Origin of the sequence: uncultured Xylophilus sp. (assembly GCA_913776965.1) — a bacterium.
In the GTDB taxonomy this organism is placed as follows: domain Bacteria; phylum Pseudomonadota; class Gammaproteobacteria; order Burkholderiales; family Burkholderiaceae_C; genus Xylophilus.
The window spans coordinates 16,147-31,693 of record CAJYQL010000001.1 but is presented as its reverse complement, the minus strand read 5'-3'; the positions used below and the strand labels follow the sequence as shown (position 1 = coordinate 31,693).

The following is a 15,547-nucleotide window of genomic DNA, read 5'->3' as shown; positions in this document are numbered from 1 at the left end:
CGGTGCGCTCCGTCAGGCCCGCAGGCGTGCGCCCAGGCGTTCGGACAGTTGCGCCAGAACGGCCTGCACCGCGCCGTCGATCTGCTCGTCCGTCAGGGCCGCATCGCCGCCGTTGAGCGTCAGCCGCAGGGCAAGGCTCTTTTCGCCCGGTGCCCAGCCGCCCGCCGGCAGCGCGCCGTCCTTGCCCGGCTTGGGCCGGTAGATGTCGAACAGAACCGCTTCGCGTAGCAGGCCGGCCGGCACCGCGGCGCGGATCGCGTCCTGCACCTGCGCGTGGGTCACCGCTTCGGCCACTACCACCGCCAGATCGCGCTCGACATCCTGCTGACGATCCACCGCCGTGGGTTTCGGCACCGGGCGGGCCAGCACGGCGTCGAGGTCCAGCTCGAACAGCACCGGCGCCTGCTGGGCGAAGCCCCAGGCCTGCCGCCAGCGGGGGTGCAGCTCGCCAACGAAGCCGATAACGCGGTCGTCCACCAGCACCTGCGCACAGCGGCCGGGGTGCAGCGCCGGATGGGTCGCGGCGACGAAGGTGGCGGCACGCGGCGCCAGCAGCGCCTCGACATCGCCCTTCACGTCGAAGAAATCGACCGGCGCATCGGCCCTCCCCCACTGCAGGGGTGATGCCGCGCCGACCGCTGCACCGGCGATGCGCATCGGCTGGTCGAATCCGGCCACGGTGGTGTCGCTGTGCGCGGCGGCCGCATCACGCAGGAACACGCGGCCCAGCTCGAACACCCGGACGCGCGACTGCCGCCGGTCGAGGTTGAAGCGCAGCACCTGCAGCAGCGAGCCGAGCAACGACGACCGCATCACGCTCATCTGGCTGGCGATCGGGTTCAGCAGCCGGATCGGGTCGGCATTGCCCGCCAGTTCGCGTTCCCAGCGTTCCTCGACGAAGCTGAAGTTGATGGTTTCTTGGTAGCCGCGTGCCGCCAGGGCGCGCCGCGCGTCGAACGGTCCGCGTCGGTCCTCCGCCCGCAAACGCGGCGTGATCGGGGCCAGCGGCGGCGTGGTCGGCAGCTGTTCGTAGCCGACCATCCGGGCGATCTCCTCGATCAGGTCTTCCTCGATCGTCAGGTCGAAGCGCCAGGACGGGGGCTGCACCGTCACGGTGTCGCCGGCCACCGTCACCGGAAGGCCCAGCGATGCCAGCACCTCGGCGCACCGCTCCACCGTCAGCGGCATGCCGATGACCTTGGACGCGCGGGCCGCCCGCAGGGTGACCGGTTGCGCGGCCGGCATGCAGGGCTGCAGGTCGTTCACCGGACCGGCGGTGCCGCCGCAGATCTGCTGCACCAGGGCCGTGATGCGCTCGATCGTCTCGACGGTCCGCGCCGGATCGACGCCGCGCTCGAAACGGTGCCCGGCATCGGTGGAGAAGTTGAAGCGCCGCGAACGGCCGGCTACTGCCCGCGGATACCAGAAGGCGGCTTCGATGTAGATGTCCGCCGTGTCGTCCGATACCGCCGTGGCATCGCCGCCCATGATGCCGGCGAGCGACTCGACCTGTGCCTCGTCCGCGATCACGCCCACCTTGTCGTCGAGCGCGACCGTCGTGCCGTTCAGCAGCTTCAGCGACTCGCCCGCACGGGCCCAGCGCACGTCGAGCGCGCCGCGGATCTTGCCGAGATCGAAGATGTGCGACGGCTGCCCGCATTCGAACATCACGTAGTTCGAGATATCCACCAGCGGCGAGACGCTGCGCTGTCCGCAGCGCTCGAGCCGCTCGACCATCCAGGCGGGCGTCGTGGCGCGCGGATTCACCCCCTTCACCACACGGCCGGAAAAGCGACCGCACAGGTCGGGCGCACTGACCTGCACCGGTACCCGCTGCGTTGCCTCGACCGGCACGGCCGGCACGTCCAGCGGGCGCAGCGGCGCACCGGAGAGTGCCGCGACTTCGCGCGCCACGCCGTAGATGCTCAGGCAGTGCGCTAGGTTCGGCGTGAGCTTGAGGGTGAACAGCGTGTCGTCGAGCCGCAGCCATTCGCGGATGTCGGCGCCGACCGGCGCATCGTCGGCCAGTTCGAGCAGCCCCTCGTGCGCCTCGCTCAGCTTGAGCTCGCGGGCCGAGCAGAGCATGCCGAAACTCTCGACGCCGCGCAGCTTGCCGATCTTGATGCGGAACGGTGCGCCGCCCTCCTCGGCCGGCGGCAGCTCGGCACCGACGGTCGCGCAGGGCACCTTGATGCCCGGGCGGGCGTTCGGCGCACCGCAGACGATGGACAGCGGAGCTGACTGGCCCACGTCCACCTGGCAGACGCGGAGCCGGTCCGCGTTGGGATGCTGCACCGTGTCGATGATGCGGCCCACCATGATGCCGTGAAACGGAGGCGCAACCGGCTGCAGGTCTTCGACCTCCAGGCCGGCCATGGTCAGGGTGTCGGCCAGCGCCTGCGTGCCGATCGGCGGATTGCAGAATTCGCGCAGCCAGGATTCGGGAAATTGCATGGAAGGATTCTTTCGCTCGGGTCCGGGATGCGTCGATTACTGGAACTGCCGCAGGAAACGCAGGTCGCCGTCGAAGAACAGACGCAGGTCGTTCACGCCGTAGCGCAGCATCGTCAGGCGGTCCGGACCCATGCCGAACGCGAAGCCGATGTAGCGCTCGGGGTCGAGCCCCATGTTGCGCACCACGTTCGGGTGCACCTGGCCGGATCCGGCCACTTCCAGCCAGCGGCCGGCGTTCGGACCGCTCTGGAACTGGATGTCCACTTCGGCGCTCGGCTCGGTGAACGGGAAAAAGCTCGGGCGGAACCGCAGCACCAGATCGTCGCTCTCGAAAAAGGTGCGGCAGAACGCGGTGAAGACCACCTTCAGGTCCTTGAAGCTGACGTTCTCGCCGATCCACAGGCCTTCGCACTGGTGGAACATCGGCGAGTGGGTCGCGTCGCTGTCCACGCGGTAGGTCCTGCCCGGCGCGATCACCCGGATCTCCGGCATCGGCTGGCCCGCATCGAGCAGGTGCCGGTAGCGCTTCACGTGCTGCACCGCATGGCGGATCTGCATCGGGCTGGTGTGGGTGCGCAGCAGCAGCGGCGCGGCCTCGGTGCCGCCTTCGACGTAGAAGGTGTCGTGCATCGACCGCGCCGGATGGTCTTCTGGCGTGTTGAGCGCGGTGAAATTGAACCAGTCGGTTTCGATCTCCGGGCCGTCGGCCACGGCGAAACCCATCGAGCCGAAGATGCCCTCGATCCGCTCCAGCGTCAGCGACACCGGGTGCAGCCCGCCGGCGCCCGTGCTGCGGCCGGGCAGCGACACGTCGAGCGCTTCGGCCTCGAGCTGGCGGTCGAGCTCGGCATCGGCCAGCGCCTGGCGCCGCGCCGTCAGGGCCGCCTCGATCGCCTGCTTCGCGGTGTTGATGACCGCGCCGCGCGCCTTCTTCTCCTCCACCGGTAGGCTCGCCATGCCCTTCATCAGTTCCGTGATGCGGCCGGACTTGCCGAGGTACAGCGCCTTGGCGTTCTCCAGATCGGCAGGCGTGGCGGCGGCGGCGAAACCGGCATGGGCGTCGGCGACCAGGGCTTCCAACTCGTTCATGGGATCTTTTCGTGAAAATGGAAAAGGGCTAGTGCCTTTTGCAGCCCTAGCCCTTGTCTCAGTTGCGCAGGCAGCTATCGAAACGATAGCAACCCGCCGTCGAACATCAAGCAGCCAGCTTGGCCTTGACCTGTTCCACGATGCTGGCGAAACCCGCCTTGTCATGCACGGCGAGGTCGGCCAGCATCTTGCGGTCGATCTCGATGGCGGCCTTCTTCAGGCCGTTGGTGAACTGGCTGTAGGTCAGGCCCAGTTCACGCGATGCGGCGTTGATACGGGCGATCCACAGCTGGCGGAACACACGCTTCTTGGTCCGGCGGTCGCGGTAGGCGTACTGGCCGGCCTTCATCACCGCCTGCTTGGCGATGCGGAAGACGTTACCGCGGCGGCCGCGGAACCCCTTGGCGAGGGCTAGGACTTTCTTGTGACGGGCACGGGCCGTAACACCACGTTTGACGCGAGGCATGTAAGTACTCCTTGTTCGTCAGTAAATTAAACGCCCATGCCGGGCAGCATCTGTGAAATCGAGCCCATGTTGGTCTCGTGCACAGCAACCGCACCACGCAGATGGCGCTTGTTCTTGGTGGTCTTCTTGGTCAGGATGTGACGCTTGAAGGCTTGACCGCGCTTGACGGTGCCACCGGGACGAACACGGAAGCGCTTCTTCGCGCTGCTCTTGGTCTTCATTTTGGGCATGTGAATGCTCCTTTGTTTGTGCTCGTGAGGCGACGCGAACTTTTCACGTACTTGCAGGCCCCGAGACACTTTTCATGCGGCGCTCACACGCCGCGCAGTGCCGGATCGCTCCGTCACCCTCGCCCGGGTTGCCCCGGACGAATCCTTTTCGTTCCCCCGGCTTCAGGCCGGGCTGGATTCCGCTGCCGGCTTCTGTGCCGGCGCGGGCTTCTTGCGGCTCGGCGCGATCATCATGATCATCTGGCGCCCTTCGAGCTTCGGAAACTGCTCAACCTGGATCGTGTCGCCCAGATCCGCACGGATGCGGTTCAGCAGGGCGATACCGATTTCCTGGTGCGTGATCTCCCGTCCGCGGAACCGCAGGGTGATCTTGCACTTGTCGCCATCCTCAAGAAAACGCCGGATGTTGCGCATCTTGATGTTGTAGTCGCCGTCGTCGGTACCGGGACGGAACTTGATTTCCTTGATCTCGATGACCGTCTGCTTGGCCTTCGCCTCGGCCGCCCGCTTCTGTTCCTGGTACTTGAACTTGCCGTAGTCCATCAGCCGGCACACCGGCGGATTGGCCGTCGCGGCGATCTCGACCAGGTCGACATCCAGTTCGCCCGCCATGCGCAAGGCGTCCGACAGGCTCACGATGCCGAGCGGCTCGTTCTCGGGTCCGGACAGGCGGACTTCGGGCGCCATGATCTCGCGGTTCAAACGGTGCTTGCGTTCCTCGCGGTGGCGACGGTCACGGAATTCAGTAGCGATGGCTTTAATCCTCGAAATTTGCTACGAAAAGCGTAGCACTAAGCGCAGACAGCACGTGCGTCAACAGCCAAATCGGGAATGATCAACTCTTGAGGGCAATATCCGCGGCGACCTTCTGGGCGAAGTCGTCGAGGGACATTACGCCGAGGTCCTTGTTGCCCCGGGCACGCACCGCTACGGCACCAGCCGCCTTTTCCTTGTCGCCCACGACGAGGATGTAGGGCAGCTTCTGCAACGAATGCTCCCGTATTTTATACGTGATCTTTTCGTTGCGTAAATCCAACTGCACCCTAAGCCCTTGATTCTGCAGCGTTCTGACAACATCGCGGGCGTAGTCCGCCTGACCGTCGGTGATGTTGAGCACCGAGACCTGGACCGGCGCCAGCCAGACCGGCATGGCGCCGGCATGGTGCTCGATCAGCATGCCGATGAAACGCTCCAGGCTCCCGACGATGGCCCGGTGCAGCATGACCGGGTGCGCGCGGCCGCTGGTTTCCGTGACGTACTCGGCGCCCAGACGCTCGGCGGTGTTGAAGTCCACCTGGATGGTGCCGCACTGCCAGTGCCGTCCAATAGCGTCGCGCAAGGTGTATTCGATCTTCGGTCCGTAGAACGCACCATCGCCCGGTGCGATCACGAAGTCCACACCGGACCGACGCAGCGCCTCCATGCAGGCGTGCTCCGCCTTGTCCCACAGCGCGTCCGAACCCACACGGTTCTCCGGCCGGGTCGCCAGCTTGTAAAGCACGTCGGTGAAGCCGAAGTCCTGGTAGACGGCCTGCAGCTTGGCGGTGAAGGCCACCACCTCGTCGAGGATCTGATCCTCGGTCACGAACGCATGCCCATCGTCCTGCGTGAAACCGCGCACCCGCATGATCCCGTGCAGGCCGCCGCTTGGTTCGTTGCGGTGGCACTGCCCGAACTCGCCGTAGCGCAGCGGCAGGTCGCGGTAGCTGCGCAGGTCGCTTTTGAAGATCAGCACATGGCCCGGACAGTTCATCGGCTTGAGCGCGTACTCGCGCTTTTCCGACTCGGTCGTGAACATGTTGTCCCGGTAGTTCTGCCAGTGGCCGGTCTTCTCCCACAGGCCTTTGTCGAGGATTTGCGGACCTTTGACTTCCTGGTAGCCGGTATCGCGGTAGACCTGCCGCATGTATTGCTCGACCTGCTGCCAGACCGACCAGCCCTTGGGATGCCAGAACACGACGCCCGGCGCCACATCGTCGATGTGGAACAGGTCCAGCTCGCGCCCGAGCCGCCGGTGGTCGCGCTTTTCGGCTTCTTCGATGCGCCGGATGTATGCCTCGAGGTCCTTCTTGTCGGCCCACGCGGTGCCGTAGATCCGCTGCAGCTGCTCGTTCTTCGCGTCGCCACGCCAGTACGCGCCGGAGACACGGGTCAGCTTGAACACCTTGAGGAAACGTGTGTTCGGCACGTGCGGCCCGCGGCACATGTCGACGTATTCCTGGTGGTAGTACAGGCCCATGGCCGTCTCGTCCGGCATGTCTTCGATCAGGCGCAGCTTGTAGTCTTCGCCCCGACTGCGGAACACCTCGATGACCTCCGCCCGCGGCGTCATCTTCTTCACGACGTCGTAGTCCTGCGCGATCAGTTCCCGCATGCGCTGCTCGATCGCCTCCATGTCTTCGGGCGTGAACGGGCGCTCATAGGAAATGTCGTAGTAGAAGCCTTCCTCGATCACCGGCCCGATCACCATCTTGGCAGTCGGGTAGAGCTGCTTGACCGCATGTCCGACCAAGTGGGCGCAGGAGTGGCGGATGATCTCCACCCCCTCCTCGTCGCGCGGCGTGATGATCTGCAGCCGCGCGTCGTGGTTGATCACGTCGCTGGCATCCACCAGCCGCCCGTCGATCTTGCCGGCGACGGTCATCTTGGCCAAGCCGGGCCCGATGGACTGGGCCACCTCGGCCACCGTGACCGGACCGGGATACTGGCGCTGCGAATTGTCGGGAAGGGTGATCTGGATCATGGGATGTGAGCGAGCAGACAACAAAAAAGCGCGGAGGTCCGCGCTTTTGGTGATCCGGCAACCAAGGTCCGGGCAGGCGCGAACATATCGGCCTAACGGCCGGTCGGGGTCTCCGACGGAGTTCGCGGTGTCATAACCGGTTCGCCTTTCTCGCTCTTGCCGGTGGATGGGGCGCGGATTTTAGCATCCGGCCCCGTCCATGCTTTCCGAAGATCAGTGGAACTGCTCTTCCTCGGTCGAGCCGGTCAGGGCCGTCACGCTGGACTGGCCGCCCTGGATCACCGTCGTCACCTCGTCGAAGTATCCGGTACCCACTTCCTGCTGGTGCGACACGAAGGTGTAGCCGCGGCCACGGGCGGCGAATTCCGGCTCCTGCACCTTCTCGACATAGGCGGACATGCCGCGCGCCACATAGTCCTGCGCCAGATCGAACATGTTGAACCACATCGAGTGGATGCCGGCGAGCGTGATGAACTGGTACTTGTAGCCCATCGCACCCAGTTCGCGCTGGAACTTGGCAATGGTGGCGTCGTCCAGGTTCTTCTTCCAGTTGAAGGACGGCGAGCAGTTGTAGGCAAGCATCTTGCCGGGATGCACCTTGTGCACGGCATCGGCAAACTTCTTGGCGAAGGCCAGGTCCGGCGTGCCGGTCTCGCACCAGACCAGATCGGCGTAGTGCGCATAGGCGATCGCGCGGGAAATGGCTTGGTCGATCCCCTTGCGGGTCTTGTAGAAGCCTTCGGCGGTGCGCTCGCCGGTGAGGAACGGCTTGTCGTTCTCGTCGTAATCACTGGTGATCAGGTCCGCGGCTTCGGCATCGGTGCGGGCGATCACAAGGGTAGGCGTGCCGCAGACGTCCGCCGCCATACGGGCCGCGATCAACTTCTGCACCGCTTCCTGCGTCGGCACCAGGACCTTGCCGCCCATGTGGCCGCACTTCTTGACCGATGCCAGCTGGTCCTCGAAGTGGACGCCGCCGGCGCCGGCGCGGATCATCGCCTTCATCAGTTCGAACGCGTTCAGCACACCGCCGAAACCTGCTTCGGCGTCCGCCACGATCGGTGCAAAGTAGTCGACGTAGCCGGCGTCGCCGGGGTTCGCGCCCTTGGACCACTGGATCTCGTCGGCGCGGCGGAAGGTGTTGTTGATGCGCTCGACCACCGTCGGCACGGAGTCCACCGGGTACAGCGATTGGTCCGGATACATCGCGGCGTAGCTGTTGTTGTCGGCGGCGACCTGCCATCCGGACAGATAGATGGCCTTGATGCCCGCCTTGACCTGCTGCATGGCCTGACCGCCGGTGAGTGCACCGAGGCAGTTCACGTAGGGCTCGTTGTTCACCAGATCCCACAGTTTCTCGGCGCCGCGGCGTGCAACCGTGTGCTCGATCGGAAATGAACCGCGCAGGCGGACCACGTCAGCGGCGGAGTAACCGCGCTTGATGCCCTTCCAGCGCGGATCGGTGGCCCACTCCTTCTCGAGGGCAGAAATCTGTTGTTCGCGGCTCAGCTGTTCGGTGATGGTCTGCGGCATGGTGATGTGCTCCGGGGGTTGAAGAATGGTGTGCAGCAATCGCTGTTCGTGGGCTTACTTTAGGTCTTATAAAAGACAAAATGAAGTCCTATGTCTTATATAAGACAAAAAATTTCTTTATCAAAAACAACGGGTTGTCGCTGCAATATCATTGGGCGAAATCAATTTTCCCGTATTGAGAAATTATGCGGCGGCGCAACAATCCAGAATTTTGTATGGCGAAATTCTTTCTCTCATTTCAAAAATTTGCGGGTTCCCCATTCCGCGAGACTTCGCGGTGCCGAAAGTTGTAGCGGCGCTTGGAAAGCGGTTTTTTCTCCTTTAGCATCCGGTCAGCCAGTGCGGACCCGCCTTCTCGCTGGTGCAAGACCAACTCCACAAGGATTTCCCGACCATGGCAACTGCAAAGAAAGCGCCGGCAAAAGCACCGGCGAAGGCCGCCTCCGACAAGGCTGCGGCGAAGAAGGCTCCGGCCGCCAAGCGCACGCCGAACCCGGCGTTCATGAAGGCCTTAACGCCGAGCCCTGCCCTTGCCGCCGTGGTGGGCAGCACGCCGCTGCCCCGTACCGAGATCGTGAGCAAGCTGTGGACGTACATCAAGCAGCACGACCTTCAGGACAAGGCCAACAAGCGCAACATCAATGCAGATGCCAAGCTGAAGGCGATCTTCGACAAGGACCAGGTCTCGATGTTCGAACTGGCCGCGCTGATCGGCAAGCACGTCAGCTGACGTCTTCGCGCTCCGCCGAAGCCACCCTGATGAGGTGGCTTTTTTTTGCCCGAGTGGTTGCGATGGCCAACGCTTGAGCCCCGATATCCCCGAAGCAGAAAGGGTCGAGGCAGTTTGGAATGCGATGGATTCTTATTTATACTCACTATCTCTTCCATAGCCCGCCACCACTTTCGCTGCCATGATCGTCTGTGTTTGCCATCGCGTATCCGACCGGGAAATCGCCCGCCATGTCCGCGCGGGCATGGACTTCGACGACATCCAGTTCGAGTTGGGCGTGGCGACCCAGTGCGGCCAGTGCGAAAGCTGCGCGCGCGAGGTCGTCGCCCAGTGCAGCGCATCGCATCCGATGGCGGCCATCCAGTGCGCGCCTGGTGCGCAGGTGGTCCAGCTGGCCCCGTCGATCCTGGAGAGCACGGCGTGGAATTCCTCGCATCGCTCGCTGCCGGTCTGATCCTGGTCGTGGCATCGACTTGGTGGATCTTCCGCAAGTAGTACTGCCGTGCGCAGGGGGTCTCGGGCCGCCAGCGCCTGAAACCCCATGACCGCAACCTATTCCCGCCCCGCACCTCCGCCCCGCATCAGCCGCAATGCCGCCATCGCAGGCGGCGTGGTGCTGTTCCATGTGGCAGTGCTGTGGGCGATCCAGTCCGGACTGGTCCAGCGGGTGGTCGAGATCGTCGTGCCTGCGGAGATGATCAGCGAGATCATCACGCCTGCGGCTCCCCAGATCCCGCCCGCGCCGCCTCCGCCGCCCGCACCGAAGCCGCCTCCATCGGCCCCCGCACCGCGCCCCCGGGCACCGACGCCGGCGCCCGCGCCACGTCCCGTGGCGGTGGCCGATCCCACGCCGGCGCCGTCAGCGCCTGTGGGCGTCACCGCGCCCCAGCCGCCAGCCCCGCCGATCGCCGCCCCGGCGGTGCCGGACGCACCGCCGCCCGCTCCCCCGGCGCCACCCGCCCCACCGAAGATCGACCTTCCGTCGAGCGATGCCGACTACCTGCAGAACCCAAAACCGGCCTACCCCCCGATCAGCAAACGGCTGGGCGAACAGGGAAAGGTCATCATCCGGGTCCTGATCGGTGCCGACGGCCTGCCCCAGCGCGCCGAAGTCCGCACCTCCAGCGGCTTCGAACGGCTCGACAAGGCAGCGACCGATACCGTCATGAAATGGCGCTACACGCCCGGCAAGCGCAACGGCGTGCCCGAGACGATGTGGTTCGCCGTCCCGATCAACTTTGTCCTCGAATAATTTCTGGAGCTTCTCGTATGGATTCCCAATTCGGCCTTGCCAATGTCTGGACCCAGGGTGACTTCGTCATCCGCGGTGTCGCCGTACTGCTGCTGGCGATGTCCCTGGCCTCGTGGATGGTCATCATCATGAAGGCGCTGGACATCGTGCGCCACAAGGCCTTCGCCCGCGCCGCGGACGACTTCTGGCACAGCGAGGACTTCGCGGCCGGCCTGACGAAGCTCGGCTCGGACGCCGCCAACCCGTTCCGCCAGCTCGCCCTGGAAGGTCGGGAAGCGACCGCGCACCATCGCAACACCAAGGCACACCTGCACGACAGCCTCGACGTGAGCGACTGGATCACCCGCACGCTGCGCAACGGCATCGACGAGGTGACGGCGCGCATGCAGTCGGGCCTGGCGGTGCTGGCATCGGTCGGGTCGACCGCGCCGTTCATCGGCCTGTTCGGCACGGTCTGGGGTATCTACCATGCGCTGATGAGCATCGGCACCGCCGGCCAGGCCACCATCGACAAGGTGGCCGGTCCGATCGGCGAGGCGCTGATCATGACCGCGCTGGGCCTGGCGGTGGCGATTCCCGCGGTGCTGGGCTACAACGCGCTGGTGCGCGGCAACAAGTCGGTGCTCAACAAGCTCAACAGCTTCGCGCACGACCTGCATGCCTACTTCGTCACCGGCGCACGGGTCAGCACGGCCGGCCAATCGTCGGTGCTGCCGCTCAAGAAAGGGGCCTGAGCATGGCCTTCGGTACCCAGGACGACACCGACGAGGTGATGAACGAGATCAACATGACGCCGCTGGTCGACGTCATGCTGGTGCTCCTCATCATCTTCATCATCACGGTGCCGGTCATGAAGCATGCGGTCAACATCGACCTGCCGCGTGCGACCAACCAGCCAGAAGACGTGAAGCCCGAGACTATCCGCGTCAGCGTGGCGGCGGACGGCGGCTACTACTGGAACGAGAACCGGATCGCGGATGGCGACCTGCTGGCGCGCCTGAGTGCCGAGGCCGGCAAGAACCCGCAGCCGGAACTGCACCTCCGCGGCGACAAGGATGTGCGCTACGAACGCGTCGCGCAGGCCATGGCCGCGGCCCAGCAGGCAGGCATCAAGAAGATCGGCTTCATCACTGAGCCCAAGAACCCCTGACGGGGGCGCATCCGCCGGCATCAGGTCGCCGGCGGATCCAAAAAGCTTGCGGCACTGTCAGGCACCCATTTGATAATGCTTATCGTTTAACGCGCGACTCACTGAAGGAGATCCTCATGACCGCTCTGTACACCCATACCGCTTCGCTCTCGCCGCTGTCGTTGCACCCGGCCCTTCTCCGCGATGCCGATGCGGCTTCCAGCCGTGCCGTGGCAGACGCGCCGCTGGTCGACAGCGATGCGCTGCTGCGCGGGCACAAGACGGTCGAGATCCGGCACAACGGCGCCGTCTATCGGCTGCAAGCGACCCGCCTGGGTAAGTTGATCCTTACCAAATAACGCGTACGACGCGCCCGCCATGTATGTGACGGGCTCCGTTGCACGCGGACTTGGGCCCGTGGTGGCCCGCATATCGCCGCACCCCAAACAAAAGCCGCCCGAGGGCTGCTTTTGCGAGAGCGAGGGGCCGGCCGTCCGTCAAAGACCCAGCGCGGCGATGCCGGCCTTGGCGATCTGCACGTCCTCGCTCGACTTCACACCGCTGACGCCCACGGCGCCGATCACCTGACCGTCCTTCACGATCGGCACGCCGCCTTCGAGCAGGCCCTGAACGTCCGGTGCGCTCAGGAAGGCCGTGCGACCACCGTTGATGATGTCTTCGTAGACCTTCGTTTCGCGACGGCCCAGTGCCGCGGTATGGGCCTTTGCCGGCCCGATGTGCGCGGAGATCGGCGGCGCGCCGTCCATGCGCTGCAGCCAGAGCAGATGCCCGCCGTCGTCGACGATGGAGATCGTGACGGCCCAATGATTGCGCAGGGCTTCGGCTTCGGCCGCTGCCGCGATGGCCTTCAGGTCGGCGAGTTCGAGGAAGAACTTGTGTTGCATGTCGGAATCAGAAAAAGAAGAGCGATCGGAAGCGGGCGAGCATACCGGCCGCTGGGCGGGTCCAGCCGCTGCGCAGCACACGAGTGCCCTTACAAAAAGTAGGAACTGCCTGCGAGGGTCATTGTTGCGGGCCCTCGGCAAAGCCCCACTTAGAATTTTGACGACACCCGCATTTCGCGGGACTACGAGGACCATATGGACAACCACTTGCAGACGCAAACCCTGGATCGCAGCGCGGGCGCCGGCTGGGATGCCGTCCGGGACCAACGACAGCGCGTGATGCGCAACACCTACTGGCTGCTGGCACTCAGCCTGCTGCCGACCGTGCTGGGCGCCTGGATCGGCGTCGAGACCGGTATCACCCGGGCGCTCAGCGGCGGCCTGGGCATGATCGTCTTCCTGGCCGGCGCGTTCGGCTTCATGTTCGCGATCCACAAGACCAAGGACTCCGCCGCCGGCGTGCCGGTGCTGCTGGCGTTCACTTTCTTCATGGGACTGATGCTGTCGCGGCTGATCGCGATGGTGCTGGGTTTCAGCAACGGTGCCCAGCTGGTGATGACCGCCTTCGCCGGGACGGCCGGCGTGTTCTTCGTGATGGCGAGCCTGGCGACCGTGATCAAGCGCGACCTGTCCGGCATGGGCAAATGGCTGTTCGTCGGCGTGCTGGTGCTGCTGGTCGGCTCGGTCGTGAACGTGTTCGTCGGTTCCACCGCCGGCATGCTGGCGATCTCGGTCGCGGCGATCGGCATCTTCAGTGCCTACATGCTGTACGACCTGAAGCAGATCATCGACGGCGGCGAGACCAACTACATCAGCGCCACCCTGGCGCTGTACCTGGACCTCTTCAACGTGTTCCAGAGCCTGCTCGCCGTGCTGGGCATCATGGGCGGCGAGCGCGACTGACGCCCGCAGTCCCATCCACGACGAAAGGGCCTGCGGGCCCTTTCTTTTTGGGCGGCTCCAGTTCCCGGTACGGCTGCCGATAATGAACGAAAACCCCTCCGGACACGCCCATGTCGCCGCGCATCCTCGTCCTGCCTTTCCTCGTCCTCCTGCTGACCGGCTGCGAAATCCCGGGCGTCTGGCCCGATCCGAAGATCGCCCAGCGGGAGGCCGATTCGAAGGCGATCGGTGGCGCCTGCCGGCATGCCCAGCGCGGGATCGAGGACTGCTACACCCTCAATCCCAAGGCGGCCAAGGCCGCAGTGTTCACCGGCTGGAAGGACATGGACCAGTACATGCGCGAGAACAAGATCGCGGGCGCACCCGCCACGCTCGCGCCGGGTGCGCAGCCGGCGGCCGCGACGGTGGAGGTCGATGCCAGCCTCGACCGCGCGACCGAAAAGGTGCTGAACGCGGCCGGCAGCAAACCCCGCAAGGTCGCGCCGCTCTGACGGCGGGCGGGCCGCGCCGATCCGAACTGTTTTTTCAGCCGAGGTAGTCGAACACCGCGATGCTCTCGACGTGCGCGGTATGCGGGAACATGTTGACCGCGCCCGCCGACGTGCAGCGGTAGCCCGCCTGGTGCACCAGCAGCCCGGCATCGCGCGCCAGGGTCGCCGGGTTGCAGCTCACATAGACGATCCGGCGGGGCGGCGTCCAGGCCGCCAGCGCTGCAGGATCGACGCGGGTAGCGGCTGGAGCCGCCTCCTCCCCTTCAGTTTCCACGGTCGGTACGGCGCCGATCCGCTGTTGGTGCAGATCGGCCAGCGCCTTGACCAGCGCGAATGCACCGTCGCGCGGCGGATCGACCAGCCATTTCTGGGCCACGCCGTCCTGCATCAGCAGCGTCGGCGTCATCTCGAACAGGTTGCGCGCTACAAAATCCGTAGCACATAGCGCCCGTCCTGCGGGCGCAGAAGCCCGATTCTTCGCATAATTTTCCCGCGAACGCGCAACCAGCGCCTCGCAGCCCTCGATGCCGCGGACCTCGCGGGCGCGGGTCGCCAGCGGCAGCGTGAAATTACCGAGTCCGCAGAACCAGTCGATCACCCGTTCGTCCGGTTGCACGTCCAGCAGGCGCACCGCCCGCGACACCAGCACGCGGTTGATGTGCGGATTGACCTGGGTGAAATCGGTCGGCTTGAACGGCATCTCGATGCCGAACTCGGGCAGCGCATACGACAGCGTCGGCCCGTCCGCCGGATCGAGCAGGTGCACCGTGTCGGGCCCCTTCGGCTGCAGCCACCACTGCACGCCGTGCTCGGCACCGAAGGCGGCGATGCGGGCGCGGTCGGCCTCCGACAGCGGCTCCAGGTGGCGCAGCACCAGCGCGGTCACCTCGTCGCCGCAGGCGAGCTCGATCTGCGGACAGGTCTCGCGTGCCTCCAGCGAGCCGATCAGGGCGCGCAGCGGCATCAGCATGCGGTCGACGTGCGGCGGCAGCACCGGGCAGACCTGCATATCGGCGATGTAGCGGCTCTTGCGCTCGTGGAAGCCGACCAGCACCGTGCCCTTCTTCTGCACGTAGCGCACCGCAAAACGTGCGCGGTAGCGGTAGCCCCAGGCCGGGCCCTCGATCGGCCGCATCACGGTGCCGGGGCGGGTCTTGCCGAGGTGCCAGAGGTTGTCTTCCAGCACCCGCTGCTTGGCCGCCACCTGCGCGCCGACGTGCAGGTGCTGCATTTTGCAGCCGCCGCAGGCCCCGGCGTGCAGGCCGAAATGCGGGCAGCCGGGGCGCACCCGCTGCGACGATTCGCGGTGGATCGCGGTGAGCGTCGCCTGCTCCCAGTTGTTCTTGCGTCGGCCGACTTGGACGCTGACCACCTCGGTCGGGAGCGCACCTTCGATGAAGACGACCTTGCCGTCGGCGCGGCGGGCGACGCCCTGGGCTTCCAGGTCGAGCGAATCGACGCGCAGCGCATCGGGGAACAGCGGATCGGCGGGAACGGCCGTCGCCGCACGGTCGGCGGCGTGTGGGGATGGGTCGGTGGGGACGGTCATGGGCCTATTGTCTCAGCCGTGCATCCGCCTCCCCTGCGCCGCTCGGCAGCCGTCCGGGCCCGCTAATTGCTTC

The 15,547-nt window shown here is 65.5% G+C and carries 17 protein-coding genes; 8 read left to right on the top strand and 9 right to left on the bottom strand.

Annotation, left to right across the window (positions count from 1 at the left end):
- Positions 1-12: 12 nt before the first annotated feature.
- The 7 genes from pheT to aceA form a co-directional block, all read right to left on the bottom strand.
- Positions 13-2,454 (bottom strand): phenylalanine--tRNA ligase subunit beta, encoded by a 2,442-nt coding sequence (gene pheT / locus QZ500_RS00135; RefSeq protein ID WP_295849405.1) that lies wholly within the window; start codon positions 2,452-2,454, stop codon positions 13-15.
- Positions 2,455-2,490: 36 nt separating this feature from the next.
- Entirely contained in the window at positions 2,491-3,543 is a 1,053-nt protein-coding gene (gene pheS / locus QZ500_RS00130) for a phenylalanine--tRNA ligase subunit alpha (protein WP_295849400.1), read from the bottom strand.
- Positions 3,544-3,649: 106 nt separating this feature from the next.
- Positions 3,650-4,009 (bottom strand): 50S ribosomal protein L20, encoded by a 360-nt coding sequence (gene rplT / locus QZ500_RS00125; protein WP_295849397.1) that lies wholly within the window; start codon positions 4,007-4,009, stop codon positions 3,650-3,652.
- 26 nt (positions 4,010-4,035) lie between these two features.
- Positions 4,036-4,239: a 50S ribosomal protein L35 gene (gene rpmI, locus QZ500_RS00120; RefSeq protein WP_008904041.1), complete on the bottom strand. Its 204-nt coding sequence runs from the start codon at positions 4,237-4,239 to the stop codon at positions 4,036-4,038.
- A 162-nt stretch (positions 4,240-4,401) separates the two neighbouring features.
- Positions 4,402-5,001 (bottom strand): translation initiation factor IF-3, encoded by a 600-nt coding sequence (infC, locus tag QZ500_RS00115; protein ID WP_295849450.1) that lies wholly within the window; start codon positions 4,999-5,001, stop codon positions 4,402-4,404.
- Positions 5,002-5,074: 73 nt separating this feature from the next.
- On the bottom strand, positions 5,075-6,982 hold the full coding sequence (thrS, locus tag QZ500_RS00110; protein ID WP_295849385.1) for a threonine--tRNA ligase: 1,908 nt from the start codon (positions 6,980-6,982) through the stop codon (positions 5,075-5,077).
- Positions 6,983-7,195: 213 nt separating this feature from the next.
- The gene (gene aceA, locus QZ500_RS00105) at positions 7,196-8,515 is read right to left on the bottom strand and encodes an isocitrate lyase (protein WP_295849382.1); all 1,320 of its coding nucleotides are present in this window, start codon (positions 8,513-8,515) and stop codon (positions 7,196-7,198) included.
- A 394-nt stretch (positions 8,516-8,909) separates the two neighbouring features.
- Here aceA and QZ500_RS00100 point away from each other — a divergent pair, with 394 nt between their 5' ends.
- The 6 genes from QZ500_RS00100 (at position 8,910) to QZ500_RS00075 (ending at position 11,985) form a co-directional block, all read left to right on the top strand.
- The gene (locus QZ500_RS00100; protein WP_295849380.1) at positions 8,910-9,245 is read left to right on the top strand and encodes an SWIB/MDM2 domain-containing protein; all 336 of its coding nucleotides are present in this window, start codon (positions 8,910-8,912) and stop codon (positions 9,243-9,245) included.
- Positions 9,246-9,426: 181 nt separating this feature from the next.
- On the top strand, positions 9,427-9,699 hold the full coding sequence (locus QZ500_RS00095) for a (2Fe-2S)-binding protein (protein ID WP_295849379.1): 273 nt from the start codon (positions 9,427-9,429) through the stop codon (positions 9,697-9,699).
- An 87-nt stretch (positions 9,700-9,786) separates the two neighbouring features.
- The gene (locus QZ500_RS00090) at positions 9,787-10,497 is read left to right on the top strand and encodes a TonB family protein (protein WP_295849377.1); all 711 of its coding nucleotides are present in this window, start codon (positions 9,787-9,789) and stop codon (positions 10,495-10,497) included.
- A 17-nt stretch (positions 10,498-10,514) separates the two neighbouring features.
- A complete protein-coding gene (locus QZ500_RS00085) occupies positions 10,515-11,231 on the top strand; it encodes a MotA/TolQ/ExbB proton channel family protein (protein ID WP_295849375.1) in 717 nt (238 codons plus the stop codon).
- A gap of 2 nt (positions 11,232-11,233) precedes the next feature.
- Complete coding sequence (locus QZ500_RS00080; RefSeq protein ID WP_295849373.1) at positions 11,234-11,647, top strand: biopolymer transporter ExbD; 414 nt, start codon at positions 11,234-11,236, stop codon at positions 11,645-11,647.
- 116 nt (positions 11,648-11,763) lie between these two features.
- A complete protein-coding gene (locus QZ500_RS00075; protein ID WP_295849371.1) occupies positions 11,764-11,985 on the top strand; it encodes a hemin uptake protein HemP in 222 nt (73 codons plus the stop codon).
- Between the two features lie 138 nt (positions 11,986-12,123).
- Here the strand turns inward: QZ500_RS00075 and QZ500_RS00070 are convergent, their stop codons facing one another.
- Entirely contained in the window at positions 12,124-12,531 is a 408-nt protein-coding gene (locus QZ500_RS00070) for a heme-binding protein (RefSeq protein ID WP_295849370.1), read from the bottom strand.
- A 195-nt stretch (positions 12,532-12,726) separates the two neighbouring features.
- On the opposite strand from QZ500_RS00070, the gene QZ500_RS00065 reads away from it, so the two are divergent.
- A complete protein-coding gene (locus QZ500_RS00065; RefSeq protein ID WP_295849365.1) occupies positions 12,727-13,434 on the top strand; it encodes a Bax inhibitor-1 family protein in 708 nt (235 codons plus the stop codon).
- A 110-nt stretch (positions 13,435-13,544) separates the two neighbouring features.
- Positions 13,545-13,925 (top strand): hypothetical protein, encoded by a 381-nt coding sequence (locus tag QZ500_RS00060; RefSeq protein WP_295849364.1) that lies wholly within the window; start codon positions 13,545-13,547, stop codon positions 13,923-13,925.
- Between the two features lie 34 nt (positions 13,926-13,959).
- Here QZ500_RS00060 and rlmD read toward each other — a convergent pair whose 3' ends face one another.
- A complete protein-coding gene (gene rlmD, locus QZ500_RS00055; RefSeq protein WP_295849361.1) occupies positions 13,960-15,474 on the bottom strand; it encodes a 23S rRNA (uracil(1939)-C(5))-methyltransferase RlmD in 1,515 nt (504 codons plus the stop codon).
- Positions 15,475-15,547 lie beyond the last annotated feature (73 nt).

Coding starts and splice junctions, on each gene's coding strand:
- pheS (WP_295849400.1), bottom strand. CDS start 3,543: ATGAACGAGTTGGAAGCCCTGGTCGCCGACGCCCATGCCGGTTTCGCC.
- rpmI (WP_008904041.1), bottom strand. CDS start 4,239: ATGCCCAAAATGAAGACCAAGAGCAGCGCGAAGAAGCGCTTCCGTGTT.
- QZ500_RS00090 (WP_295849377.1), top strand. CDS start 9,787: ATGACCGCAACCTATTCCCGCCCCGCACCTCCGCCCCGCATCAGCCGC.
- QZ500_RS00095 (WP_295849379.1), top strand. CDS start 9,427: ATGATCGTCTGTGTTTGCCATCGCGTATCCGACCGGGAAATCGCCCGC.
- QZ500_RS00100 (WP_295849380.1), top strand. CDS start 8,910: ATGGCAACTGCAAAGAAAGCGCCGGCAAAAGCACCGGCGAAGGCCGCC.
- rlmD (WP_295849361.1), bottom strand. CDS start 15,474: ATGACCGTCCCCACCGACCCATCCCCACACGCCGCCGACCGTGCGGCG.
- QZ500_RS00060 (WP_295849364.1), top strand. CDS start 13,545: ATGTCGCCGCGCATCCTCGTCCTGCCTTTCCTCGTCCTCCTGCTGACC.
- rplT (WP_295849397.1), bottom strand. CDS start 4,009: ATGCCTCGCGTCAAACGTGGTGTTACGGCCCGTGCCCGTCACAAGAAA.
- QZ500_RS00070 (WP_295849370.1), bottom strand. CDS start 12,531: ATGCAACACAAGTTCTTCCTCGAACTCGCCGACCTGAAGGCCATCGCG.
- QZ500_RS00065 (WP_295849365.1), top strand. CDS start 12,727: ATGGACAACCACTTGCAGACGCAAACCCTGGATCGCAGCGCGGGCGCC.
- pheT (WP_295849405.1), bottom strand. CDS start 2,454: ATGCAATTTCCCGAATCCTGGCTGCGCGAATTCTGCAATCCGCCGATC.
- QZ500_RS00085 (WP_295849375.1), top strand. CDS start 10,515: ATGGATTCCCAATTCGGCCTTGCCAATGTCTGGACCCAGGGTGACTTC.
- QZ500_RS00075 (WP_295849371.1), top strand. CDS start 11,764: ATGACCGCTCTGTACACCCATACCGCTTCGCTCTCGCCGCTGTCGTTG.
- aceA (WP_295849382.1), bottom strand. CDS start 8,515: ATGCCGCAGACCATCACCGAACAGCTGAGCCGCGAACAACAGATTTCT.
- QZ500_RS00080 (WP_295849373.1), top strand. CDS start 11,234: ATGGCCTTCGGTACCCAGGACGACACCGACGAGGTGATGAACGAGATC.
- thrS (WP_295849385.1), bottom strand. CDS start 6,982: ATGATCCAGATCACCCTTCCCGACAATTCGCAGCGCCAGTATCCCGGT.